At 65.0% G+C, this 24,554-nt stretch carries 21 protein-coding genes, 1 pseudogene and 2 riboswitches; of the genes and pseudogenes, 7 read left to right on the forward strand and 15 right to left on the reverse strand.

All coding sequences use genetic code 11. The features are described 5' to 3' along the window. Positions 1 to 98 precede the first annotated feature (98 nt). The 9 genes from fdhD to M1E01_RS15750 form a co-directional block, all read right to left on the reverse strand. Positions 99 to 992 carry a formate dehydrogenase accessory sulfurtransferase FdhD gene (fdhD, locus tag M1E01_RS15710; protein ID WP_457972484.1) on the reverse strand — a complete coding sequence of 298 codons (894 nt, stop codon included), beginning with the start codon at positions 990 to 992 and terminating at the stop codon, positions 99 to 101. A 153-nt stretch (positions 993 to 1,145) separates the two neighbouring features. Further along, positions 1,146 to 2,492, reverse strand: a complete 1,347-nt coding sequence (locus M1E01_RS15715) for a molybdopterin molybdotransferase MoeA (protein ID WP_457974993.1) — start codon at positions 2,490 to 2,492, stop codon at positions 1,146 to 1,148. Between the two features lie 101 nt (positions 2,493 to 2,593). Beyond that, on the reverse strand, positions 2,594 to 2,959 hold the full coding sequence (locus M1E01_RS15720; RefSeq protein ID WP_457972485.1) for a DUF6457 domain-containing protein: 366 nt from the start codon (positions 2,957 to 2,959) through the stop codon (positions 2,594 to 2,596). Positions 2,960 to 2,973: 14 nt separating this feature from the next. Continuing rightward, the gene (mobA, locus tag M1E01_RS15725; RefSeq protein WP_457972486.1) at positions 2,974 to 3,654 is read right to left on the reverse strand and encodes a molybdenum cofactor guanylyltransferase; all 681 of its coding nucleotides are present in this window, start codon (positions 3,652 to 3,654) and stop codon (positions 2,974 to 2,976) included. A gap of 23 nt (positions 3,655 to 3,677) precedes the next feature. Beyond that, positions 3,678 to 4,178 carry an HNH endonuclease gene (locus tag M1E01_RS15730; RefSeq protein WP_457972487.1) on the reverse strand — a complete coding sequence of 167 codons (501 nt, stop codon included), beginning with the start codon at positions 4,176 to 4,178 and terminating at the stop codon, positions 3,678 to 3,680. Between the two features lie 254 nt (positions 4,179 to 4,432). Next, a complete protein-coding gene (locus tag M1E01_RS15735; protein WP_457972488.1) occupies positions 4,433 to 5,236 on the reverse strand; it encodes an NlpC/P60 family protein in 804 nt (267 codons plus the stop codon). Between the two features lie 99 nt (positions 5,237 to 5,335). Continuing rightward, on the reverse strand, positions 5,336 to 6,013 hold the full coding sequence (locus M1E01_RS15740) for a C40 family peptidase (protein ID WP_457974994.1): 678 nt from the start codon (positions 6,011 to 6,013) through the stop codon (positions 5,336 to 5,338). Positions 6,014 to 6,083: 70 nt separating this feature from the next. After that, a riboswitch (cyclic di-AMP (ydaO/yuaA leader) is annotated at positions 6,084 to 6,253 on the reverse strand. 137 nt (positions 6,254 to 6,390) lie between these two features. Next, positions 6,391 to 7,221 carry a M23 family metallopeptidase gene (locus M1E01_RS15745; RefSeq protein WP_457972489.1) on the reverse strand — a complete coding sequence of 277 codons (831 nt, stop codon included), beginning with the start codon at positions 7,219 to 7,221 and terminating at the stop codon, positions 6,391 to 6,393. Positions 7,222 to 7,225: 4 nt separating this feature from the next. After that, positions 7,226 to 7,444: riboswitch (cyclic di-AMP (ydaO/yuaA leader) on the reverse strand. A 161-nt stretch (positions 7,445 to 7,605) separates the two neighbouring features. Beyond that, entirely contained in the window at positions 7,606 to 8,301 is a 696-nt protein-coding gene (locus M1E01_RS15750; RefSeq protein ID WP_457972490.1) for a metal-dependent transcriptional regulator, read from the reverse strand. Between the two features lie 336 nt (positions 8,302 to 8,637). On the opposite strand from M1E01_RS15750, the gene serC reads away from it, so the two are divergent. Next, on the forward strand, positions 8,638 to 9,768 hold the full coding sequence (gene serC / locus M1E01_RS15755; RefSeq protein WP_457972491.1) for a phosphoserine transaminase: 1,131 nt from the start codon (positions 8,638 to 8,640) through the stop codon (positions 9,766 to 9,768). Between the two features lie 63 nt (positions 9,769 to 9,831). Here the strand turns inward: serC and M1E01_RS15760 are convergent, their stop codons facing one another. From M1E01_RS15760 to M1E01_RS15770, 3 genes and pseudogenes are all read right to left on the reverse strand, one after another. Then, complete coding sequence (locus M1E01_RS15760) at positions 9,832 to 11,178, reverse strand: MFS transporter (RefSeq protein ID WP_457974995.1); 1,347 nt, start codon at positions 11,176 to 11,178, stop codon at positions 9,832 to 9,834. Positions 11,179 to 11,640: 462 nt separating this feature from the next. Beyond that, a pseudogene (locus tag M1E01_RS15765) lies at positions 11,641 to 12,040 on the reverse strand (DUF3027 domain-containing protein); the annotation flags it as partial. 8 nt (positions 12,041 to 12,048) lie between these two features. Beyond that, a complete protein-coding gene (locus M1E01_RS15770; RefSeq protein WP_400480332.1) occupies positions 12,049 to 12,432 on the reverse strand; it encodes a cold-shock protein in 384 nt (127 codons plus the stop codon). A 184-nt stretch (positions 12,433 to 12,616) separates the two neighbouring features. Here M1E01_RS15770 and M1E01_RS15775 point away from each other — a divergent pair, with 184 nt between their 5' ends. The 6 genes from M1E01_RS15775 (at position 12,617) to M1E01_RS15800 (ending at position 19,984) form a co-directional block, all read left to right on the forward strand. After that, the gene (locus tag M1E01_RS15775) at positions 12,617 to 12,850 is read left to right on the forward strand and encodes a hypothetical protein (protein WP_457972492.1); all 234 of its coding nucleotides are present in this window, start codon (positions 12,617 to 12,619) and stop codon (positions 12,848 to 12,850) included. A gap of 10 nt (positions 12,851 to 12,860) precedes the next feature. After that, positions 12,861 to 15,353, forward strand: a complete 2,493-nt coding sequence (locus M1E01_RS15780; protein WP_457972493.1) for a helicase-associated domain-containing protein — start codon at positions 12,861 to 12,863, stop codon at positions 15,351 to 15,353. 13 nt (positions 15,354 to 15,366) lie between these two features. Continuing rightward, positions 15,367 to 17,013 (forward strand): DNA repair helicase XPB, encoded by a 1,647-nt coding sequence (locus tag M1E01_RS15785; RefSeq protein ID WP_457972494.1) that lies wholly within the window; start codon positions 15,367 to 15,369, stop codon positions 17,011 to 17,013. A 301-nt stretch (positions 17,014 to 17,314) separates the two neighbouring features. After that, complete coding sequence (locus M1E01_RS15790; protein WP_457972495.1) at positions 17,315 to 18,028, forward strand: response regulator transcription factor; 714 nt, start codon at positions 17,315 to 17,317, stop codon at positions 18,026 to 18,028. A 2-nt stretch (positions 18,029 to 18,030) separates the two neighbouring features. Next, positions 18,031 to 19,578 (forward strand): sensor histidine kinase, encoded by a 1,548-nt coding sequence (locus M1E01_RS15795; protein WP_457972496.1) that lies wholly within the window; start codon positions 18,031 to 18,033, stop codon positions 19,576 to 19,578. A 118-nt stretch (positions 19,579 to 19,696) separates the two neighbouring features. After that, positions 19,697 to 19,984: a WXG100 family type VII secretion target gene (locus M1E01_RS15800; RefSeq protein ID WP_457972497.1), complete on the forward strand. Its 288-nt coding sequence runs from the start codon at positions 19,697 to 19,699 to the stop codon at positions 19,982 to 19,984. 19 nt (positions 19,985 to 20,003) lie between these two features. On the opposite strand, the gene M1E01_RS15805 is transcribed toward M1E01_RS15800, so the two are convergent. From M1E01_RS15805 to M1E01_RS15815, 3 genes are all read right to left on the reverse strand, one after another. Continuing rightward, positions 20,004 to 21,197: an RNase H family protein gene (locus M1E01_RS15805; RefSeq protein ID WP_457972498.1), complete on the reverse strand. Its 1,194-nt coding sequence runs from the start codon at positions 21,195 to 21,197 to the stop codon at positions 20,004 to 20,006. A gap of 144 nt (positions 21,198 to 21,341) precedes the next feature. Next, positions 21,342 to 22,970 (reverse strand): chaperonin GroEL, encoded by a 1,629-nt coding sequence (groL, locus tag M1E01_RS15810; protein WP_457972499.1) that lies wholly within the window; start codon positions 22,968 to 22,970, stop codon positions 21,342 to 21,344. Between the two features lie 320 nt (positions 22,971 to 23,290). Next, positions 23,291 to 24,541 (reverse strand): ABC transporter substrate-binding protein, encoded by a 1,251-nt coding sequence (locus tag M1E01_RS15815; protein ID WP_457972500.1) that lies wholly within the window; start codon positions 24,539 to 24,541, stop codon positions 23,291 to 23,293. Positions 24,542 to 24,554 lie beyond the last annotated feature (13 nt).

The raw sequence follows: 24,554 nt of genomic DNA on the forward strand, positions 1-24,554 counted from the left end.
GATGGATAAAATCTACTGCGTTGGGCAGCGTTAGCCAAGGGTCCCGTACACTTGGCAGCAGCGAAATGCCTGTCGTGACGCTGGCTGGGAATTTGGCTTCAGCCAAGCGGTTGCGGCTCCTGCAGCGGCTTGGCTGCCGGCAGCGATATTCGTTCCCTGCCCGTGTAGACATTGAGGCTGCTTCCCCGGCTGAAACCGACCAGCGTGACCCCGCTGGACTCAGCCAGTTCCACGGCGAGGCTGGAAGGAGCGCTCACCGCGGCCAGCACCGGAATGCCCGCAAGGGCGGCCTTCTGCACCAGCTCGAAGGACGCCCGGCCGGACACCTGAAGCACGGTGCCGGACAGCGGCAGGAGCCGCTCGCGCAGTGCCCATCCCACCACCTTGTCCACTGCGTTGTGCCGTCCCACATCCTCGCGGAGGCAGAGCAGCCGGGCGCCGCCGTCGTCGTCGATCCTGAAGAGGCCGGCAGCGTGCACGCCGCCGGTGGTCTCGAAGACTGCCTGTGCCTCCCGGAGCAGGTCCGGCAGGGACGCGAGCGTATTGACCGGGACGGACAGGGTGTCCTCAGCGGGGCGGAAATGGGAGGACTTCCGCACGGCCTCTATGGAGTCGGTGCCGCAGATGCCGCAGGAACTGGACGTGTAGACATGGCGGCCGGTGTCCGGAAGGGCCACGTCCGGCCTGAGCTGGGCCTCCACCACGTTGAAGGTCTGGACGCCGTTTTCGTCCTCGCCCGCACAGAACCGCAGCGAAATCAGCTGGTCCGGGCTCCAGATGACACCTTCAGAAACCAGGAAGCCCGCCACGAGGTCGAAGTCATCCCCCGGTGTGCGCATGGTGACCGAGAAGGATAGGTTGCCCAGCCGGATCTCGAGGGGCTCCTCCACGGCGAGCACGTCTTCACGGTGCCGGACCGGAAACTCAAGGGCGGACGGCGACCCGTCCAGGACGTACCTGTGAATCTTGCGTCGTTGCGTCACGCGTCCCATAGGATCACCCCGGGTTCCAGCCTGTTCATGCCTCCATCATTGCAAGCGAGGCGCCTGCACACCAAGGGACGTCCGCCCAGAGCATCGCCGCCGAAACATCAGCAGGGCAGCTTCGCTTCGGCCACGGCACCCTGCCGCAGTCCAGCAGGCGACTTAATCCAGCAGGGCGCTCCAGTCCACAGGGCCGCTTTTCGCGTCGACTTTGGCAGCCGACCGGCTTCCGGCCTTCCGTTGTCCAGCTTTGGGCCTGGAGTCGGCGCGCTTGGGCCTGGGAATCGGCGGCCCCCACGGCAGGGCAAAAGCCGGGACGCCTTCACCGAGCTGCACCCCGTGCGGCGGAACCACCATCACACCGTCGGCGGAGGCGAGGCCCCGCATCATGCCGGGGCCCGCATGCTGGGCGGGCGAGGCCATGCCGTAGAGGAGCCGGAAGGGCATGAGCCGCGTCCGGCCGGGATCAGGATCGATCATGGTTCCGCACGGCACCTCCTCGATCGGCGGCAGGGTCCTATGACCCAGCGCGGCGAGCAGCGGAGCGCCGACCGTGAATAGGGCCATCATGGCGGCAAGCGGATTGCCCGGCAGGCCCAGCACGAAGCGCCCGTCCGGAAGCTCGGCAAGGACAACCGGGTGGCCGGGCCGCATCGCCACGCTGTCGATCACGAGCCGCCCGCCGAGGTCCGCTACGGCCCGCCTGAAGTGGTCGGTGCCGGACACTCCCGTGCCGCCGGTGGTGATTACGACGTCGGCAGGCAGCGCCGAGGCCACCACCTCCACCGGCGTAACCTCCGGGTCCACCAAGGGTCCCTCATCCTCGAGCGCTTCGAGCCACTCTGAGTAGCTGTCGCCGATCCTGACCTGCGACGCGCAGATGCCGCCCAACATCTCCACCACGCCGGCCAGCTGCGGGCCGAAGGTGTCGCGCACCTTACCCGGTTCCGGCAGGCCGCGCTCCACGACTTCGGAACCGGTGAGCAGCAGCTTCACCACCGGCTTCCCCAGGACCTGCACGGCGTCGTAGCCGGCCAGGGCAGCAAGGGCCACATGGGCAGGATTCATCCGGGCACCGGCCTTGACCAGCACTTCACCGGCCGCTGCTTCTTCCCCTGCTTTACGGATGTGCTGGCCGTTGCGGGGTTCACCGGGACGGGCTGAGCCGCCGAGGGCCAGGACCGGCAAGCCCTCATCATCCGTGGACATGACGCCGCTCTCGCTGCGCAGCACGGCCTTGGCTCCTGGCGGAAGGAGCCCGCCGGTCACAATGGCACTTGCCTGATGGGGAGCGAGCCGCTGCCCGGGCTCGGCGATGATCCAGGGGCCACTACCATTCACGGCCCAGCCATCCATGGCGGAGGAGGCGTAATGGGGCATGTCCTGCAGCGCTGTGATGTCCTCGGCCAAGGTCCTGCCCAAGGCTTCACGCAGCGGTACCAGGCCGGGAGGAATCGGGGCGGCACAGTCAAAAGCCGCCTGCCGGGCCTCCTCCCACGTGTGGGCCATGTGGACGGGTGTCTCACCGAAAGAAGCTGCCTGGGTGGATTCTTCGGCGGAAATACTGACCGGGTGGGCGGCTCCGTCGGCGGAATGTGCGGGGGGCGATGTCATTCCCCCGGCATCCCGGTCGGAGACGTTCCGGTGGGAGTCGTCGAGCCGGTGGAGGTACCCGCGGCAGGAGGGGCGGGGTTCTCCCCTGCCTCCCCAGCCGCGTACGCCTTCGACACGGTGCGCGCCACGTCCAGGGCGGATTTCATCGAGGCCACGTCCGAAGCCTGGCCGGAGCCGGATGCAAGGCCGGCGGCAAAACCGGCGATGAAGGTGGTCAACGGCGCTGCCGGCCTAACGACAGAGTGCGCAGCAACCCCCGCGATCGACAACACCTCATTGACGTCCACCTGCACGTCTTCGAGCTCGAAGGTCCGAAGCAGCAGCCGGCACCACTCTTCAAGCGTTTCGTCCTGGCTTTTCATGCCTGCCTCCAAATTCAGCTGCGGCCCGGCCGTTCAGCCCGGTTCGCGCCCGCGTCAACTCCCAATGCGGCAGCATCATCCCAGGTATCCACATCATCTGTGGAGCCGGAGGGGACGGTGACAGCCATTACGTCAAGCCTAGCAAGCAGAGCGAAAACTGACCCGTGGTTCAGCTCGTTCCGCGCGGCAGCATCATCCACGGCAGCACGGAGCGCAGCGGTGCGGTAAAAACCCGCCAGCGGCTGCCTCCGCCCTTCGGGGGAGGCAGCCATGACACCGCCGCACCGTGCTCCGTCATCCGGATTCTCCCAGTCCAGGGAAAGCAGTACTTCCTGCAACACGGGGATTGCCATGTGCACATGGGGCATGTCACAGGCCAGTACGAGGGTAAAGGGGGCAACTCCTGTGGAAGCCACGGCTTCACCAAGCCCTGACCGATGCAGGGACTGGAGCTCTGCGAGGCCCGCGGCGATCGCAGCAGCGGGCCCGGCGAACGGCGGGTCTTCCCGGCAGCCGTGCGCGCCGGCAGGGAGAGCTTCCGTCACCGGACCGACGACAACTATATGGCGGGCACCGCCCGCCGCAGCGATCGTCCGCTCAAGGAGGGTCCCGCCGTCGTACGTCAGTTCAGATTTGGGTGAGCCGCCGAGCCGCGAGGATCGCCCCCCGGCCAGGATTATTGTGTCGAAGTCCACATCCCCAGCCTACTGCGGAAGGATTACGCGGCGGTCTCCGGAAGCAGGAACGGATCCCACGCAGGCGTGGGCTTCTCCAGTTCCTTAATCTGCCAGACCGTTCCGACAGGCGGGGCGGGAACGAAACGCAGCTTCCAGCCCATTTCCGCCGGTGTGTGGTCGCCCTTGACATTGTTGCACCGTAGGCAGGCAGCGACGAGATTTTCCCACGAATCGGCGCCGCCCCGTGACTTTGGGTGGACGTGGTCGATGGTGTGGGCTGCTTTTCCGCAGTAAGCGCACCTGTGCCCGTCCCGGCGCAGCACCCCGCGCCGGCTCACGGCGGTGACCATGGTGTACCGCGGCCGGATATACCGGTTCAGGAGGATCACGGACGGGCGGCCCATGATGTCCTGCGGTCCCACGACGGGATCGTCACCTTCGGCTACCACACTGGCTTTCCCGGTCAGCACAAGGACCAGCGCCCGGCGGAAACTTACAACCGCCAGCGGTTCATATCCAGCATTGAGAACGAGCGTGCGCATGCGCATACCTCTTCACGGCCGCACCCGGCAGAGGCCCGAGGGCCGGCTGCCCTCTGCATGTCCGGGCTATGGATCGACACCATAAGAGTAAACACTCATAGCCCAGATCGACGAATCGACCAAATGTCGCAGGACGCGTGTCGTGGGTAAACGGCATGATTAAAGGCACAGTTAGCCGGGCCCATTGCGCCGCGCAGACAAAAGGACCCCTGCCCAATGGCAGGGGTCCTAGAGAGCTTGGAACGTGTGTTGTCTTAGCCGCCGACGCGGATGAAGACCGGTCCGGAGCCGACGTTCACGCTGAACAGAGCGGTGGTTCCACCGTTCCAGCCACCGTGGACAGCCTGGCCGTTGCCGACGTAAACAGCGATGTGGGCCAGGCCCATGCCACCGTCTTTGTAGTAGGCGAGGTCGCCCGGCTTGGCCTCAGCGGCGCTGACGGTGCGGCCCAGGGAGAGGTAACCTGCCGGCCAGCCGTGGTAGTTGATGCCGACGGCGGCCAGGGAGTTGGTCGCCAGTCGGGTGCAGTCCTGTGCAACGCCAAGCTGGGCGTATGCAGCAGCAGCGATCGACGCGCCCATGCCGCTGCTGGCAGCCGCCTTGGCCGGAGCAGACTCGGTGGTTGCGGCGGTCTTCACGGAAGCGGTCTGAATTGCCGGAGCAGCTTCGACTGTTGCCTCGGCAACCGGAGCCGCTTCAACGGGGGCAGCTTCCTGCACCTTGACGACGGGCTTGGGGGCCTCGACAACGGGGGCAGCTTCGGTGGTGACAGCAGGCTTCTCGTAGGAGATGGCGATGCTGGATGCGGCGGAAATCGGAGCGGAAGCAAGCGACTGCACTTCGAGGGTGGACGCAGAAGCGGAGTCACGCTGGACGTTGGTCTCAGCAGCGTTAGCGGCAACGCCGCTGGTCAGAACGAGTCCGGAAGCAGCAGCGATAACTGCAGCCTGGCGGCCTACACCACCGGCGTTGTCGCCGACAGCTTTGGCAATGACGGTCAGCGAGTTGGTCTTGGTAACCTCGGCGCGGTGGCGTGCACTGGTCGCACGTGTAGTCATGATTTCTCTCTTTCGTGGTCCGCTGCCCGCTGTAGCAGGCCGCGGTTTAGCGACGCGCCGGCATCTTGGGGGTACGCCGGATCGTCTCGAGTGGGGTTCTTAGCGAAGGGTGTAATACGAAGCGGTGCCCGTGGCGGACACTGCGTGCAGGAGGGTGCCCTGCGAGGGGTTCAGCGCGCTGATCATCATGCCGTTGCCTACGTAGATGCCAACGTGGGCACCGCCGTTCTGCATGACCAGGTCACCGGGAGCGGGAGCAGACGTGGGCTGCATGGCGTTCCACGCGTTCACGCGGGGAATGCTGATGCCTGCCTGTGCGTAGACCCATTGAGTGAATCCAGAGCAGTCCCAACCGCTGGGGGTGGTGCCGCCCCATACGTAGGGGTTGCCGATGCCGGTGTAGGCGATGGCAGCGAGACCCGCAGTTGCGCCCGACCCTGCTGCGTCAGCCGTTTCAGCCTTGGCCGTTACGGTTTCGGCGGCAACGTCTGCCGCTGCAGCGGCGGTGTCGTCGCTGGACTGCACCGCGAGGGTTTCGATGACCGGCGCTGCCTCGGTGGTGACGGCGGGACGCTCGAACGAGACCGTGGCGGTGGGCGCGGCTGTCACAGCGAGCTGCGTAGCCTGGGATCCCGACTCAGCGGAGGCGGAAATACCAACATTGGCGTCGGCTGCATTGGCTGGCATGCCGACGCTCAGGACAAGACCTGAAGCGGCTGCGACGACTGCTGCCTGGCGACCTACTGTTCCTGCGTTGGCGCTTACTGCCTTGGACACGGCGCCGATCGGGTTCTTGCGAACCGTTTGCGCACGGTGGCGCGCAGAATTGTGGCGTGAAGACACGAAGGTAGCCTCTCCCAATGCCTACGAGGTGAGCTGTCGGATTCGGATGGGAGTCACCCGGCCGCGCTGCTTCCTGAGAAGCTTTGCGACTTAACCCCAAGGCCTTCTTGCGAAGACCAAAATTGGTTCCCCCGCCCCTGCCAGACGATGTAATGCGAACGGACCTTGAGCGGTGGCAGAGTTAGGCAATCCACTCAAAGGCGTCAACTTCGGAAAAGTTGACGCGGTTTAGACGGTACAGCAGTTCGGAGCGAATGTCACATTCAGATCACGGCGTGTCACGAGAATGTGAGAGTTCTCCATCGTTTTGCTTAGAGCCACACAGCGGGATTGACAACGTCTCCGTTGACCATCACCTCAAAGTGGAGGTGGCAGCCCGTAGAAGCGCCGGTGGTCCCGCTAAGTGCCACCGCTTCGCCGCGGGTGACCTTCTGGCCTACCTGGACGCTTGATGACGACAAATGGTTGTACGTGGTTTCCAGGCCGTTGCCATGGTCGATGACAACCCTGTTGCCGCCTCCGTACGGGTGCCAGCCGGCAAAGGTAACCTTGCCGCTCGCGGCGGCGAACACCTGTGTTCCACACTGGGCAGCAAAGTCCTGGCCTCGGTGGAACTCTCCCGCGCCGCCCGTAATCGGGCTCACGCGGTAGCCGAACGGGGAAGTTTTGACCATGGTCTCCAGCGGGAGGCCCAGGCTGCCCGCTGACGCCGCCCGGCTAATGCTGCCGGCAGACTGGGCGCTGAGGAGCTGCTTGAGCTTGCCCTCGGGGTCACCGGCTGTAGCTACGGAGGTGCGGCTGAAGTCAATTTTGGCCGCCGCCTCGGCAGAAACCTTGGGCGCGGCTGCCGCCACAGCCGCATTCGCCGGCGCTGCGCCGCCCTGGTCCGGCGTCGCCATGACGGGGCTGGTGGCGGGAACTGTGACAGTCAGCAGGAGGCCTGTGGCAGCCAGCGCGACTCCGGCTTTTTGGCCCATGCCGCTGGCGGCGGCAAAGTCTGTGACCTGACGGAAGGGGCCGCGTCGCCTGCGCGCTTCGCGCTGGGCATCGCGGGGCCGCTCGACGGCGACTGCTATGGGAGTGCGCGGCTCCGCAGCGGGGCCCGTCGCACGGCGACGGCCCCGGGCATTCTGCATGGTCAAGAACTGTTCCTCTCTGGATAGCCTGCGAAGTTAGCTGTCGGATTCGGGCCAGAGAGATCATTGACCCGGTCCGCCACGGCAAGCTTTTCGGCACAGGGGTATCCCAGGAGATTCCAGTTGTGAGAATGGCTTGCCTTGCGGACTTCACCCCAAGGCCGTTCGTTGAACGGCCGGTTGTGGTTCCCCCGCCTCTGCCAGAAGGTGTTTCGAGCTACTGATCCGCTGGCAGAGTTCGGCTCCGGATCAGGTAACGCTTTGGTATCGGTGCTGCGATTTAACTATAGGCGATTAAAGGTTCCAGTAATAAATCCGTTACCTCGAATGTGCAAAACTAGTCGGTCGTCTGCCAACTGATGTCGGACATCTGCTCGTTGCTGGAGAGGTCTAACCCACGCGGACAAACACGTGCGCTGCTACTTCCGGCGGCAGCTCAAGGGCGCCCTCTATACCCGGAACCCGAACGGAGATGTACTCTCCGACGCGCTCAAGGGACACACTTGCACCGGGCCTGATGCCGCCTTCGTCCAGCTGCAGCAGCAGCTCGGGCTCAACCTGGATGGGCTCTGCCAGTCTGCTGACAGTGACCCGTAACTCCGGAGCATATCCGGCCATCGCTTCAAGCAGATTCATGACGCCGTCCGCGAATGCCCGTGAGGGCTCACCGCCAAGTGCAGCCAGCCCTGGAATCGGGTTTCCGTATGGCGACTCTGTGGGATGGTCAAGCAACTCGTAAATCCTGCGTTCCACGCGCTCGCTCATCACGTGCTCCCACCTGCAGGCCTCGTCATGGACGTATGCCCAGTCCAAGCCAATCACGTCGGCGAGGAGCCGCTCAGCCAGGCGGTGCTTCCGCATGACTTCAGTGGCGCGCTTCCGGCCTGTTTCCGTCAGCTCTAAGTGACGGTCGCCGGAAACCACCACCAGTCCGTCGCGCTCCATACGGCCTACGGTCTGCGAAACAGTGGGGCCAGAATGGCGGAGGCGTTCTGCGATGCGGGCCCGAAGTGCCACGATGTTCTCTTCTTCAAGCTCCAAAATGGTCCGAAGATACATCTCCGTGGTATCGATCAGATCCGTCATTCAGCTCAGCTCCTCGAGCACAGTACTTGCGTCCGTCCCACCGTACCGCGGGCCTACGTCCGAGGTTGCGGCGTTCAGCACCGCGGCCGCAAACCGGCGGCGGCGCAACACCGGCTTTCCGCCCCTACGTCCTCTAAAAGCTTAGCCTATTTTGAATTACTCCAGATAATTTGGCTGAGCGCGGAGGCGTCTCAATAGCTGGACTGTGACGGCCGGGTTACCCCGGATTTCAGCGTCTCAGGCAGAATAAAAGGGGCCTTCGCGGCAGCCATGTCTGGCCGCTGGTCATCGATCCCCCAGCTGAACTGCATGTCCATGCCGAAAATTGGAGCCACTGTGAGCGACACCAGCATCACTATCCCAGCAAATCTCCTGCCAAAGGATGGACGGTTCGGCGCCGGGCCCTCCAAGGTCAGGCCCGAACAGGTTGAAGCACTGTCCGCAGCGTCCACAACGCTCCTGGGCACGTCCCACCGGCAGGCCCCTGTAAAGAACCTGGTCGGTTCCGTCCGTGAGGGCCTAAGCACCTTCTTCCGCGCTCCTGAGGGCTACGAAGTGATCCTCGGCGTCGGCGGCTCAACGGCTTTCTGGGATGTAGCGAGCTTCGGCCTGGTGGAGCAGAAAGCCCAGCACCTCTCCTTCGGCGAGTTCGGTTCGAAGTTTGCCGCAGCCACCAACAAGGCGCCGTTCCTTTCCGACTCCTCCATCATCACGTCGGAACCGGGAACATGCCCTGCACCCCAGTCCGAAGCCGGTGTTGACGTCTACGCCTGGCCCCAGAACGAGACATCCACCGGCGTTGCTGCCCCAGTCCAGCGGGTGGCCGGCGCCGATGCCGGATCGCTCGTCCTGGTGGATGCAACGTCCGCCGCCGGCGGCCTGGATGTCGACGTCGCCCAGACCGACGTCTACTACTTCGCGCCGCAGAAGAACTTCGCGTCCGACGGCGGTTTGTGGCTTGGGCTCTTCTCCCCTGCCGCGCTGGAGCGCGCGGCCCGGGTCAAGGCGAGCGGCCGCTGGATCCCCGACTTCCTGGACCTGCAGACGGCGATCGACAACTCCAAGCTGAACCAGACCTACAACACCCCGGCACTGGCCACCCTCGTGACCCTGGATGCCCAGGTGCAGTGGCTCAACTCAAATGGGGGCCTGGACTTCGCCGCCCGGCGCACGGCAGACTCCGCGGGCCGCGTTTACAAGTGGGCCGAGTCGTCAGAGTTCGCCACCCCGTTCGTCACGAATGCAGCCGAGCGCTCGAACGTCATCGCCACCATCGATTTCGACGACTCCATTGATGCCGCCGCGGTCGCCAAGATCCTGCGCGCCAACGGCATCGTGGACACGGAGCCATACCGGAAGCTGGGACGCAACCAGCTCCGCATCGCCACCTTCGTGGCCATTGAGCCCTCCGACGTCTCCTCGCTGCTGGACTGCATCGACTACGTGGTGGGCGAGCTGAAAAAGTAGCCTCCTGCATCACTGGCGGTGATCGGACCAGGGTCGCTGTCCTGCTGGTGACGCTTCAGAGCCTCAGCGTTCGGCGGCGTCGTCCGGGCTTGAGTGCCGGGCGGCGCCGTCCGCTGTTGAGCCCGCTGTTCCGTCCGGTGCAGCGGCGCCCGCCCCCGAAATCACTGTGAACCGCGGTAGCCCGCGGGGCGGCCGGCTTACCCGGAGCCGGAGCATCCTAGCCCGGATGACCCACACCAGACCTATGGCTGCGGCCAACAAGCCTGACCCGGCCGCCACTGCCATGGCCCAGCGGGGGCCGGCCACGTTGGCCACCCAGCCGACAAGGGGCGCGCCGATGGGAGTGCCGCCCATGAAGATCGCCATATAAAGGGCCATGACGCGGCCGCGCATCACAGCGTCCGTGGTGGCCTGCACATAGCCGTTGGCGCTCGTGAGCATGGTCAGCGCGAAGAGCCCCACGGGCACCAGCGCGGCGCCGAACCAGAAGTAGTCGGGTGCCAGCGCTGCGAGTCCGGAGGCAACGCCGAAACCTGCAGCGGCACCAAAAATGATGCGAAGCCGCGGCTTGCTGCGGCGGGCGGACAGCAGTGCACCTGCCACGGAGCCAAGGGCCATGATGGAGTTCATCAGCCCGAAGGCCTTCGCGTCCAGACCGAATTCGGTGCCAACCATCGCCGCTATGAACAGGACGAAGTTCAGCCCCAGCGTGCCGACGATAAAGATGGCCACCAGGACCACCACGATGTCCGGGCGGAAGCGAACATAGCGAAGACCCTCGCGGATCCTGCCCTTTCCTCCGGTTGCGCGGGGCAGGGACCGGAGCGACGGCGTCGGGATTTTGGCGAGGCTGGCCAGCAGAGCGAGGAACGTGAGGGTGTTGATCAGGAACACCCACCCGGGTCCCACCGCCACCGTGAGGAGGCCGGCTACTGCTGGGCCGATCATCCGGGCAACGTTGAACGAAGCGCTGTTCAGGGCCACGGCATTGGGCAGGAGTTCATCCTTGACGAGCTCGGAGACAAACGTCTGCCGCACAGGTGCGTCCAATGCCGAGACTATTCCGAGCATGAGAGCGAACACATACACGTGCCACAGTTCGGCGGCCCCAAGCACCACCAGGATGCCGAGCCCGGCACTCAGCAGCGCCATGACGGATTGGGTCATGACGAGCAACTGCTTGCGGTTGTAGCGGTCGGCGGCCAGTCCTGCAACTGGTGCCAGAAACAGCTGCGGCCCGAGCTGCAGGGCCATGGTGACGCCCATCGCGCCGGCGTCGTGCCTGGTCAGGTGGTCAAAGACCAGCCAGTCCTGGGCGGTCCGCTGCATCCAGGTGCCGATGTTGGAGACAAGGGCTCCGATGAACCAGATCCGATAATTGAGAATGTGCAGGGACCGGAAGGTGGACATCATCGTCTGCCTTCGCGCCGCTCAAACCCCGGGAACGTCAATGGCGTGGTCAGCCCTGCCCGGGGCTGTCCGCCTCAACCGCGTCCCCGCCTTGGGAGTTCCCGCCCTGAGCGCTCCCGTCCTGGGTGTCGTCGTCCGGGGTGCCGTCGCCCTGGGTGTCGTCGGCCGGGGTGCCGTCGCCCTGGGTGTCGTCCGCCGGCGTGCCGTCGCCCTGGGTGTCGTCGGCCGGGGTACCGTCGTACGCTTCGGCGGGTTCCAGATGGGGGGCCCGAGCCAACGTGGCGGGGTCGCCATCGGATTCGCCGTCGGATGCGTCAACAGGGCCCGCGGGTCCGGCCGGGCCGCCCTCTGCTGGCCGGGGTTCCGCCTCAGTCGGCTCGTCTTCCTGGACGCCGGCGTGGGCGTCCCCGATCTGCGAGTCCCCGGTCCGCGCGTCCTCGGCTTGGACCTCCTCAGCCTGGACGTCCTCAGCCTGCGCGTCCTCAGGCCTGACGCGTTCCGCCCAGGGAACCCACTCAGGAGCGAGGATCGAGTCCTCCGAGGGCAGCAGGCCCAGCTCGCTGACCGTGACCACCTTGGAGCGTGAATTGCGGGTGAGCACCGCGTACCAGTGCCAGCCGACGTAGCCGGGCAGCCTTGATTCGAACAGGTGCGTCACGAGGCGGTCGCCCTCGGTGCGGGCCGCCACGTGCTCGCCAATCTCGGACGCCTTCGCGATGCCTTCAATGGCGGTGCGCGCCACGTCAACCGCGGCGGCCAAGACAGCGTCCGGTTTGCCGGTCCGCCAGGCGGGAACAGCGGCACGCTTTTTGGACGGCGTGGGCTCCGCCTGCGGCTTGGCCTGTTCAGGTTCCGGATTCATGGGCAGGCCTAAGCGTCCAGCTCGTCGGCAACCTTACGCAGGGCAGCGGCGATGGCCTTGCCCTTGTGACCCTCCGGGTACTTGCCGGCGGACAGGGTGCCGGACAGGTTGTCCAGGACAGTGACCAGATCCTGCACCAGGGGCGCGAGATCGCGGGCGTTGGGCCGCTTGGCCTTGGCGATGGAGGGAGTCTTGTCCAAAACGCGCAGGCCCAGAGCCTGTGCCCCCTTGCGGCCGTCGGCCACACCAAATTCCACTCGAGTGCCGGCTTTCAGATCGTTAACGCCTTCCGGAAGCGCGGACTTGGGCAGGAACACTTCCTGTCCGTCCTCCCCCGCGAGGAATCCGAAACCCTTGTCCTTGTCATACCACTTGACTTTGCCGGTAGGCACGTAATCAACCTTCTTCTTCTGACTGTCTAATACACGTCCGGCCGTCACCGCATCCGCACTGATGTACGGGTTCAGGGTATGACCGCCTGGTCCATGTTGGTCTACTCCTTCAAGGTTATCCTGACTGGCTTGGGATTCCTGCTTTGAGGCGCCGCCGGGTGACCGGGCTGTTAGCGTTACGTACATGATTACCACGCGTTTCCGGCGCCCCCTGATGATCGCGTCCGCGGTCCTCGCAGTGCTTTCCCTCGCGGCCGTAGGAACAGTCATGGCGCTGGCCTTCGGAGGGCAGGCTGCCCCGCCCTGGATTACCTCCACCGCCCTCTACGGGCTTCCGCTCGCTTTCATCCTGATGTTCGTGCTGCTGATTGATGGCGTGGCAGCACGGCGCCGGGCAGGAAACGGCGGCGGGCGGTAACGTTGGACTGATGTCCCTTATTCGTGCGCTCAGCAAGGAACTGGAGGCACGCAGCGACGACTCGCTGCGTGGCTTATTCATTGCGCGCCCGGACCTCATCTCGCCCGGCGTACCTGACTTCCCCGCCTTGGCCGCACGCGCAAGCGCCAGGGTCAGTGTGCAGCGCGCGTTGGAACGCCTGGACCGGCCGCATATGCAAGTGTTGGAGACGCTGCACCTCTGCACCAACACGGATACCGGACACAGTGCTTCCGCCGCGGGTGTCAAAAAACTGATTGCGGGTTCAACGCTCTCAGCCGTTGAACGGATCCTGATGTCGCTCCAGGAGCTGGCACTGGTCCACCGGGCCGAACCCCCTCACTCCACCAGCCCGTCAGCCCACCGGCAGCGTTTCTATCTGCCCGTAGTCAGCCTGAAAGATGTCATCGGCATCTATCCGGCCGGACTCGGGCGCAGCTACACTGAACTCGTCCGCCTGCAGCCTGCCTTCGCCCAGCGCGTCGTGCAGATCGTCGGGGAACTCCACCGCAGCGGCGCCACAATCCAGCCCGCCACCACCCCCATGGAGGCGGCGCTGGCCCTGCAGCACTGGACGGCTTCCCCCGAAGCCTTGCATGCCGTCCTCGCCAAGGCTCCGGAACGCACGACGGCGCTCCTCGCCAGATTCAGCAACTGGGCCATGGGTGCGGTCCCCCAGGCGCAGCGGAAAGTTTCCGTCACCACCGAGGGGCACGACGTCGGGCCAGTGGACTGGCTGCTCGCCCGGGGGCTGCTCGTGCCCCTGGACGCAGCGCACGTGGAGCTACCCCACAGCGTCGGCGTTTCCCTCCGTGGCGGCGCTGTAATTGACAGCTTCTCCCTCTCTCCACCCCGACCGACACTCGGAACCACCACTGCTTCGCTACGCCGGAACGCGGCCCTGGGAGCCATCGCCGAAACACTGCGGCTCACGGGTGAACTGCTCCACGCGGTTCGGGAACAGCCGCTGGCCACCCTCAGGAGCGGCGGAGTGGGCATTCGCGAAATGAGGCGGCTTGCCGACGCTTTGCGGGTGGACCAGCACACGGCCGCCATCCTCCTCGAGTTCTGCGCCCTGTCCGGGCTGATCCGGCTGGATGTGGACAGCTCCTGCTGGATTCAGGTTCCCGAGCTGGAGTGGCTGGGCCTCCCCCGCCAGGAACAATGGTTGTGGCTGGTCACCGCCTGGCTCGCGAGCGAAAGGGCGCCGTCAATGGTCGGCCAGCCAATCAACGGAGGACCCGGGGGTCCGTCCAGCCAAAAAGCAGCCGCAGCCGCCACCGTCAATGCGCTCTCCGCAGAGGCACAACGGACCGACGCCCCGGTTGTGCGAAAGAGGATCCTGGAGATACTGCAGGAACTGACGCGGGAAGCCGAGGCGCCGGACGGCACTGCCCCCGTCCTCAACACCGAAGCTGTACTGCAGCGTGCCGAATGGCTGCAGCCACGGATGGCACGGCGCTTCAGCTCCCTTATCCGGGGAGTCCTGGCCGAAGCAGAGATGCTCGGCCTGCTCGGATCCGGCGCGCTGAGCCAACTTGGCGCAGCCATCGCCGCCGAAGAGCCGGAAGAAGCCATGGATATCCTCGGCGAACACCTTCCCGCCGCACTGAACCATGTCCTGCTGCAGGCGGACCTTACGGCCGTCGCCCCCGGCTATCTGACCCCCGGTCTCACCAAGCAGCTAATGCAAATGGCCGACGCCGAGGGGCAGGGACCCGCCACCATCTACAGGTTTTCAGTGCAATCCGTCAGGCGGGCCTTGGACGCGGGGCAAGACGCCGCCGCGATCCTGAATTTCCTGCGCAGGCACTCAGCCACCCCCGTCCCGCAGCCGCTGGAGTACCTCATCGAGGACACCGCACAGCGGCACGGGAAACTGCGGGTTGGCGCGGCCGGCAGCTTTATCCAGAGCGACGACGAGTCGGCGCTTGCGGATCTCTCGGGTGAAGCCGCGGCAGCCTCCCTCAACCTGATCCGCATCGCCCCGACCGTTCTGATTTCGCACGCCCCGCCCCGGCAAACTGCTCTCGTGCTGCGCGGGCTGGGACTCTCGCCCGCCGTCGACGAGGCGGGTTCCGCCGTCGTACGCCTTAACCGGACGGCAGCGCCCGCCGGCGTCAGCGGACGCCCGGTCTACAGCGCTCCACGCACAGCGCCGCCCGATGAGGAGATCGCCGCGCAGCTGGCCGTGCTTCGCAGCCATGCGGCCGTAACAAACGGCCACCGGACGGGTGCCGGACTAAACGGGGGCGAGGAAGCAACCCAGCTGGGGCTGGAAACCCTGCGGAAGGCTATCCGGCTTAAACAGCGGGTGACCATGAATGTGGTGGACAGCCTTGGGAATGCGAAACTGGAAACGGTTGTTCCGGTATCGGTGACGGGCGGACGTGTGCGGGTCTTCGACCCCTCGAAAGACACGGAACGAGTGCTGTCCATCCACCGGATCATCGATATTGAAGCAGCAGAGGACATCCATCCGTGAAGGTTTTCACCGCGTGAACGACGGCCCCCTGATCGTCCAGAGCGACAAGACAATTCTCCTCGAAGTCGACCACGAGCAGGCCACCGAGGCAAGGCACGCCATCGCGGCGTTTGCCGAGCTGGAGCGCGCGCCGGAGCACATGCACAGCTACCGGCTGACTCCCCTTGGCCTATGGAATGCGCGTGCGGCCGGCCTGGATGCGGAGAAGGTGCTGGACACGCTGCTGAAGTACTCACGCTTTCCGGTGCCGCATTCGCTGCTCATCGACATCGAAGAAACGATGTCCCGGTACGGCAGGCTCCGGCTGGAAAAGGATCCGCAGCACGGCCTCGTCATGCGGACCAGCGACTATCCGGTGCTGGAGGAGGTCAGCCGCGCCAAAAAGATCCAGCCGCTGCTGGGGCCGCGCATCGATGGTGAGACCGTGGTGGTGCACTCTTCCCAGCGCGGCCAGCTGAAGCAGCTGCTGCTCAAGATCGGCTGGCCGGCGGAGGACCTGGCAGGATACGTCGACGGGACTCCGCACCCGATTATGTTGGATGAATCCGGCTGGAAACTGCGGCCGTACCAGCAGCACGCCGCTGAGAACTTCTGGGCCGGCGGCAGCGGTGTGGTGGTGCTCCCCTGCGGCGCCGGCAAGACCCTGGTGGGCGCCGCCGCGATGGCCACCAGCTCCACCACCACCCTCATACTCGTTACCAACACCGTTTCGGCAAGGCAGTGGAAGGACGAGCTCCTCAAGCGGACCTCCCTCACCGAAGCTGAGATCGGCGAATACTCCGGAGCCGTGAAGGAGGTCCGTCCGGTCACCATTGCCACATACCAGGTGCTGACCACCAAGCGCGGCGGACTGTACCCGCACCTCGAGCTGGTGGACGGCAACGACTGGGGCCTGATCATCTACGATGAAGTCCATCTCCTGCCGGCGCCGATCTTCCGGATGACCGCCGACCTGCAGGCCCGGCGAAGGCTGGGCCTCACCGCCACCCTGGTCAGGGAGGACGGCCGGGAGGGGGAAGTGTTCAGCCTGATCGGCCCGAAGCGCTACGACGCGCCGTGGAAGGACATTGAGGCGCAGGGCTACATCGCACCCGCTGACTGCGTGGAAGTGCGTGTGGACCTGCCTCGTGATGAGCGCGTCGCCTATGCCATGGCCGACGACGCCGATAAATACCGCCTCTGCGCCACGTCTGAAACCAAGACCGTGGTGGCGGAGCAGCTTGTGGAAAAGCACCGCGGCGAACAGGTCCTGGTGATTGGCCAGTACATCGACCAGCTCGATGAGCTCGGCGAGCGGCTGGACGCCCCTGTGATCAAGGGCGACACCTCTGTGAAGGAGCGCCAGAAACTCTTTGGCGCGTTCCGGGCGGGCGACGTCCAGACCCTCGTTGTCTCCAAGGTGGCCAACTTCTCCATTGACCTGCCGGAAGCGTCCGTCGCCATCCAGGTTTCCGGCTCCTTCGGATCCCGCCAGGAGGAGGCCCAGCGGCTGGGCAGGCTGCTGCGTCCCAAGCAGGACGGGCGGGCGGCACGCTTCTACTCCCTGGTGGCGCGTGACACCCTGGACCAGGACTTCGCCGCCAAGCGCCAGCGGTTCCTGGCGGAGCAGGGCTATGCCTACCGGATCATGGACGCGAAGGACGCCGGCGCCCTGGGCTAGCGTCCCGCTTTCGGCTTTCTCGGCAGTACCTTTGGCCATCTGATCCGGTAGGTGGCGTACGGCCTGTGCCGCTTCAGTATGATCGATCAGAACCCGCCCCCGACACCCGCACTCCGGTTGCGGCGGCAAAGGCTACGGAACCGTCCCCGTCGGCTGGGCCCGCGGACTGATCATGGCGGGCGACGGTGACAACGCCACCGGTGGCAAGCAGGACCATGGACCACGGAGAAAGGCTGCCTAAGGCCGGCAACACACAAGATTCGTCCAGAAAACTCCCAGACTGGGGGAGCATCATGGACTTATGAAGAAAAACGGTGCCGAAGCGAAGCTCCTCGTGGTAGATGACGAACCCAACATCCGCGAACTGCTGTCCACTTCCCTGCGGTTTGCAGGATTCGAGGTTGTATCTGCGGGCAACGGACGGGAGGCCTTGGCCGCCGCGGAAAGCCACGCGCCGGACCTTGCCGTGCTGGACGTCATGCTGCCGGACATGGATGGCTTCACAGTCACACGGCGCCTGCGCGCCGCCGGCAAGCATTTTCCCGTCCTGTTCCTGACCGCCAAGGACGACACCGAGGACAAAGTCACCGGTCTCACCGTGGGCGGCGATGACTACGTCACCAAGCCCTTCAGCCTCGACGAGGTCGTGGCCAGGATCCGGGCTGTCCTGCGCCGCACGCAGCCGATGATGGATGACGACGAAGCCGTCATCCGTGTCGACGACCTCGAGCTCGACGATGATGCCCATGAGGTCCGTCGCGGCGGGACCGTCATCGAACTGTCCCCCACCGAGTTCAAACTGCTGCGGTACCTCATGCTGAACCCGAACCGTGTCCTGTCCAAGGCTCAGATCCTGGACCACGTGTGGGAATACGACTTCAACGGTGACGCCTCGATCGTGGAATCCTACATTTCCTACCTGCGCCGCAAGGTGGACACCGATCCCGCAGCCCCTGCCCTGATCCAGACCAAGCGCGGTGTGGGCTACGTGCTGCGGACGGCAGAAAAGCGCTGACCTTGCTCGAACGTTGGAAGTCTGCCACCCTCCGCTCCCAGCTGGTGGCCATCATGATGGCACTCATGCTGGTGGCCCTCGCCGTGACTGGGGCTGGCACCCTTACCCTGCTGCGCAGCTATCTTGAGGGACAGGTGGACGACAAGCTCCAGGCAGCAGTGGAGTCCGCACAGCGGCAGCGCTCCTTCAACCAGCTCATCGTGCCCAACCCCGTGGTACCCACGGATTACACCGTGACCATCTACTACCCCGGAGCCGCAGGAAGCAACCTTGACGGAAAGTCCAACCGCCCCAACATCGAGGAAATCTCGGTAGAGGAAGCCCGCGAGCGCGAACTGAGGCCATACCAGGTAAAGGGCAGCGACGGAAAGAACTGGCGCGTCGTTGCGGTTAACGTTGTGGACCGGGAACAGCGCCGGGCGGTCGTGGTTGTGGGACTGCCTCTTTCGCCGGTCGACGAAGTGCTGCGCCATGCCACGCTGGTAGTAGTGGGCGTCGGCCTGCTGACCATGATTCTGGCCTCCTTTATCGCTTCCTGGACGGTAACCAAGTCTTTCCGGCCGCTCGCCCGCGTGGAAAAGACCGCCGCTGCAATCGCGGCCGGGGACCTGTCGCGCCGCGTGGCGGTGGAGCACCCGGAGACAGAGGTCGGCCGGCTGGGACGCTCACTCAATGCCATGCTGGCGCACATTGAGGCAGCCTTTGCCGCACGTATGGCCTCGGAGGAACGGATGCGGCGCTTCGCCGCTGACGCCTCACATGAGCTGCGCACTCCACTGGTGACCATAAGGGGGTACTCAGAGCTCTACCGCCACGGCGCCCTGCAGTCCGACGAAGACATTTCGAACGCCATGGGAAGGATCGAGAGCGAAGCCAAACGGATGGGATCCATGGTGGAGGACCTGTTGCTGCTCGCCCGGCTCGACGAGCAGCGGCCGCTGCAGCAGAAACCGGTCGACCTGCAGCTGATCGCCCACGACGCCGTGGTGGACACCCAGGCCAGTGACAGGAACCGTAGCATCACCCTGATCGGGCTCGACGGCGGGCATGCCACACCGGCCCCAATTCTCGGCGACGAGGCCAAGCTCCGCCAGGTCGTTGGAAACCTGGTGGGCAACGCCCTGAGATACACACCCGAGGGCACTCCGATCGAGCTGGCGGTTGGTGTCCGCCTCGGAGAGGACGGAGCCCCGCATGCCGTCCTTGAAGTCCGTGACCACGGACCTGGCATTCCGGACAGCGAGGCGCCAAGGATCTTTGAACGCTTTTACCGCTCGGACACCTCCCGCACCCGGGAAACAGGCGGCAGCGGACTGGGCCTGGCCATTGTGGCAGCCATTGTGGGTTCCCATGGCGGCTCCGTGCGGGTCCATACCACTGACGGCGGGGGCGCAACTTTGACAGTCAGCCTTCCGCTGCGCGACGACTCACAGCAAACTGTGCCCCACAGCGTGAGCGGAGGTGCAGTCCGGGAAGATGCAGGCCGGGACAGCCAAGGAGAAGGCCGCGACAGCAAGGACGACGGGCAGGTTATCCACATACAGGGATGACCCTGTGTTCCCGATACTGCCCGGCTCGTAGGCTCGATACAGCGGACCGGAGAACCTGTCCGCTTTCGTCCAGCACCGGCATCCCATCGCCCGTGCAGCACGTTGAGAGGCCAGAGCCATGAGCATCATTTCCGTCGATACCGAACTCCTCCAGCTGAAATCGGCAAGCGTCAGGGCAACCGTGGACCGCATCAGTGCAGACGTCCAGGCCATGAAGCACGGCCTGGACGAGCTCCAGGGAACCTGGCGGGGTTCGGCAGCCACCAACTTCCAGGCACTCGTGACTGAGTGGACCCTGACGCAGGGAAAGGTTGAGGCGTCACTGGCGTCCATCAACCTCGCGCTGTCATCGGCTGCAACCACCTATGCCCAAGCCGAGCAGGGCAACGCGCAACGCTTCAGTTGACCGGTTTTTTCTGACTGCCTCAGGCCTCAGGAGTGCCTTGGTGGAAGCGGAGGCGCCATTGTCCGCCGTCAAGGACCCACAGGGAGCTCCGGAGGGCCGCACCCTCGCGGGAATGGCTACGGTAAACGAGCAGGATGGCCTCTGCGCCGACGCGGTCCACGGATATCAGTTCCAGCTCCATGTGACTGCCGGGGCTTTCCTCCAGGGACATCATCATGGCGTCGCGGGTCCAGAGCCTTCCGGAGGTGCCGATCTCGGTGAACTCCGGATGCAGCAGCACACCGGTCCGCCCGATGTCACTGCGTACCTCAGGGCGGAGGAGCTCACGTTCGAGCGCTTCGACAGTTAGTTCCGGGCTCGCCTTACCCAGTGGCGAGCTGAAGGCGTCATCGTCCAGTTCGCTGAACAGGTCCAGCTCTTCTGCCAACCCGCTGCCCGCCACTGTACTGCCGTTTGCCGCTGCCGCACCGCTTGCCACTCTCCCAGCGCTGGCCACTGCCCCAGCGTCCTCCACGGCACCGGCGGGTCCACGACTGCGTCCGGCGCTAGGAGAAAGCCCGCTTTCCAGGCCGCCGAACAGGTCCAGCTCTTCCGCCTCGTCCTGTTGAAGTCCTGCGTCCCGTTCCAGCGCGGCATCGGCATTCCGTCCCAGCGAGACGTGGCCCTGTGCCAGCGCGTCGTCGTCCTGTGTCAGGCCAGCGGCTCCCGGCCTTGAGACAGCCTCCTCCTCCTCGGCCAGTGCGGCCGCTCCGCGGAAGCCTGGGCCGGACCGCGCTGCGATACCCTGCTGGTAGGCCAGAGCTACGGCCCGTGCACGCTCGTCGGCCGCCTCATTGAGGTCGTGTCCGGCATGGCCCTTGACCCACTCGAATGTGTACTTGCGCCCGACTAGCTCTTTATCAATCTCCTTGAGCAGGTCCACGTTCAGCACGGGCGTGCCGTCGGCCTTGCGCCATCCCTTGCGCTTCCAGCCCGGCATCCATTTGGTCACTGAGTTAATGACGTACTGGCTGTCACACAGGATCCGCAGGTCTTCCTGAGGAATGTGCGCGGTGGAACGGAACAGGTCCAGCACGGCCATCAGCTCGCCCTGGTTGTTCGTGCCGTGCGGCCAGCCTCCGGCGCGCCAGCAATCATCGTTCACGTACCAGGCCCATCCGGCCGGACCGGGATTTCCTAAAGCCGAACCGTCGGCCGCTGCTGTAATCGTCACAAATCCATCCTGCCAGACCGGGCAGACACTGAAAGCCGCACATCAACCGTACCCGTTAAAGACCAGCGGCGGCCCCATCCGAAGATGGAACCGCCGCCGCACTTACGCAATGCTCGCTGACCTGCTCAGCGATGGGAGGGGTGGTTAGAAACCGCCCATGCCGCCCATCTCGTCGCCGCCGCCGACGGCCGGAGCGTTCTTCTCCGGCTTGTCGGCCACGACGGCCTCGGTGGTGAGGAAGAGACCGGCAATGGATGCCGCGTTCTGCAGGGCAGAGCGGGTTACCTTGACGGGGTCGTTGATACCGGCAGCCAGCAGGTCGACGTACTCGCCGGTTGCAGCGTTCAGGCCGTGGCCTGCGGGCAGGCCGCGGACCTTGTCCACAACAACGCCGGGCTCGAGGCCTGCGTTGAAAGCAATCTGCTTAAGCGGGGCGTCGATGGCAACGCGGACGATGTTGGCGCCCGTTGCTTCGTCACCGCTGACGTCGAGGTTGGCGAAGGCCTTCAGGCCAGCCTGGATCAGGGCAACGCCACCACCGGCGACGATGCCTTCCTCAACAGCAGCCTTCGCGTTGCGGACTGCGTCCTCGATGCGGTGCTTGCGTTCCTTGAGCTCAACTTCGGTTGCGGCACCGGCCTTGATGACTGCAACGCCGCCGGCCAGCTTGGCCAGGCGCTCCTGCAGCTTCTCGCGGTCGTAGTCGGAGTCGGAGTTTTCGATCTCGGCGCGGATCTGGGAAACGCGACCGGCGATCTGGTCAGCGTCGCCTGCACCTTCGACGATGGTGGTCTCGTCCTTGGTGACAACGACCTTGCGGGCGCGGCCCAGGAGTTCGAGGCCCGCGTTCTCCAGCTTCAGGCCGACTTCCTCGGCGATGACCTGGCCACCGGTGAGGATGGCGATGTCGGCGAGCTGCGCCTTGCGACGGTCACCGAAGCCCGGGGCCTTGACGGCGACGGACTTGAAGGTACCGCGGATCTTGTTGACGATCAGGGTGGCCAGTGCCTCGCCCTCGATGTCTTCGGCGATGATCAGCAGCGGCTTGTTGGACTGCATGACCTTTTCGAGGACAGCAACCAGTTCCTTGACGTTGGAGATCTTGGAGTTGACGATCAGGATGTACGGGTCCTCAAGAACCGTCTCCTGGCGCTCGGTGTCCGTGACGAAGTAGGCGGAGATGTAGCCCTTGTCGAAGCGCATGCCTTCGGTGAGCTCAAGCTCCAGGCCGAAGGTGTTGGACTCCTCGACGGTGATGACACCTTCCTTGCCGACCTTGTCCAGGGCTTCGGCGATGAGGGCACCAATTTCGTCGTCGCCGGCGGAGATGGAGGCCGTGGCAGCGATCTCTTCCTTGGTTTCGATTTCCTTGGCGTTGTCCAGCAGTTCGCGGGTTACCGCTTCAACTGCCTTCTCGATGCCGCGCTTGAGGGACAGCGGGTCAGCGCCGGCGGCAACGTTGCGCAGGCCTTCCTTGACCAGGGCCTGGGCCAGCACGGTAGCCGTGGTGGTGCCGTCGCCAGCGACGTCATCCGTCTTCTTGGCAACTTCCTTGACCAGCTCGGCGCCGATCTTCTCGTAAGGATCGTCCAGCTCGATCTCCTTGGCGATGGACACACCATCGTTGGTGATCGTGGGGGCGCCCCACTTCTTTTCGAGGACGACGTTGCGTCCACGCGGGCCGAGGGTGACCTTGACGGCGTCGGCGAGGGTGTTCAGGCCCCGCTCAAGACCGCGGCGTGCCTCTTCATCAAATGCAATGATCTTGGCCATAACGGCAGTAGTCCTTTCGGGACAGTCGTTAAGAATGAACCTCGCTGCGGTGCCCGCGACGGACGATCCTTCCTGACGGCCTCTGTATGCCGGCAGTCCCGATCTCACCCCAACCAGGTGTTTCTTTCGCTCCATGCACGGCCACTGACCCCGCTTGCGGCCTAAACCGGGCGATGAGTTAGCAGTCGATATGCAGGAGTGCTAATCAATAATTAGCACTCCCCCGGGGAGAGTGCAAGCAGTCGCCGCTAAAACCTCGCCACTTCGCGACCGGCTTCGCTCCCAGCGATCACGCGATCACGCGAACACGCGAACGCTGTTCAGCGCTGAGCCCTGCCGGCCGTCTCGCTGCCGGTCAGTTTCGCCCTGTTGTCCGGCCCGTAGGTAAACACCATGTACCTGGCCGCTGTTACATCCCCGTTCTCATCGAACCGCACGGGCCCCGACTCGCCGTCATAATCAATCGGCTTTCCCTCTCTGATACCGGCGAGACAGTCTTTGTACGATCTGCAGAGCATTGGCTTCCCGGCGGACCGGGTACCTGCTGCGGCAGAACCCGCTGAACCGCCCGAGACGCCAATGAGGTGGGCGGCCACGGAGGCGCCGGCGTCATCATCAGCCACAGCGGCGGCAAGGGCAGCGAGATTGACCGCGTCGTACGTTTCGGCAGCAAAGGTCATGTCCTTGAGCCCCTTGTCCACGGCGACCAGTTCACCCTGCAGATGGGCGGAGGGAAACGCGCCGGCAACGATCCCCCTGGCCCCTTCGAGCGCCCGTGACCCAAGATCCGAGCCATACTGCCTAAAGGCTCCGTCTGCCAAGATGAACTGACTTCCGGTCACGCCCGCATTCTGCAGTTCGGCGATGGCACCCTGGGCGCCATCACGGGCAATGAGCACGACGGCGTCCGGCGAGGCTTCCGCCGCAGTCGCCGCCGCCTTCTGCGCTTCACCGGGTTTGAATCCGGCCACCGTGACGACCTCCATCCCCGCTTCCTTGGCGGAGGAGGACACGGCCGCCGACACATCGGTGCCGTAGGCGCTCTGCTCGTGGACAACAGCCAGTTTCCTGGCGCCGCCGTCCTTGGCCAGCTTGACCAGGACCGGCGACTGGGCCACGTCGGTTGCCGCAGTCCGGAAGTAGTAGCCCCCGCTCTGGTACTGGCTCAGGCTGGCTGCAGTGTTGGCCGGCGAGATAAGAACCACCTTGGCCTTGGACAGCACATCGATGGCGCCAGGAGCCCGACTGGAATCCGTGGGGCCTACGACGACGTCGGCCTTTGCCTCCACCAGCGCCCTGGCCTGGTCCGCTGCTTCCCCGCCAATCTTTTCCGGCAGCAGCTCCAGGGGCCGGCCCTTGTGCCCGCCCGCCGCGTTAATTTCCTGGACAGCAAGCTTGGCGGCCGCGAGCTGCGCGGCATTTAGGAACGCCTGGGATCCCGAGTTGTCGAGAATCAGGCCAATCCGCAAGGTGCCGTCGCCACTTGCTTCGACCGAGGCCGTCCTTGCGTTTCCCGCCTGCCCCGAGCATGCCCCCAGCACCAAAACGGCGGCAGCGCCAAACCCTGCCATGCGAATGAAGGGC

This window comes from Arthrobacter sp. D1-17 (assembly GCF_054130535.1).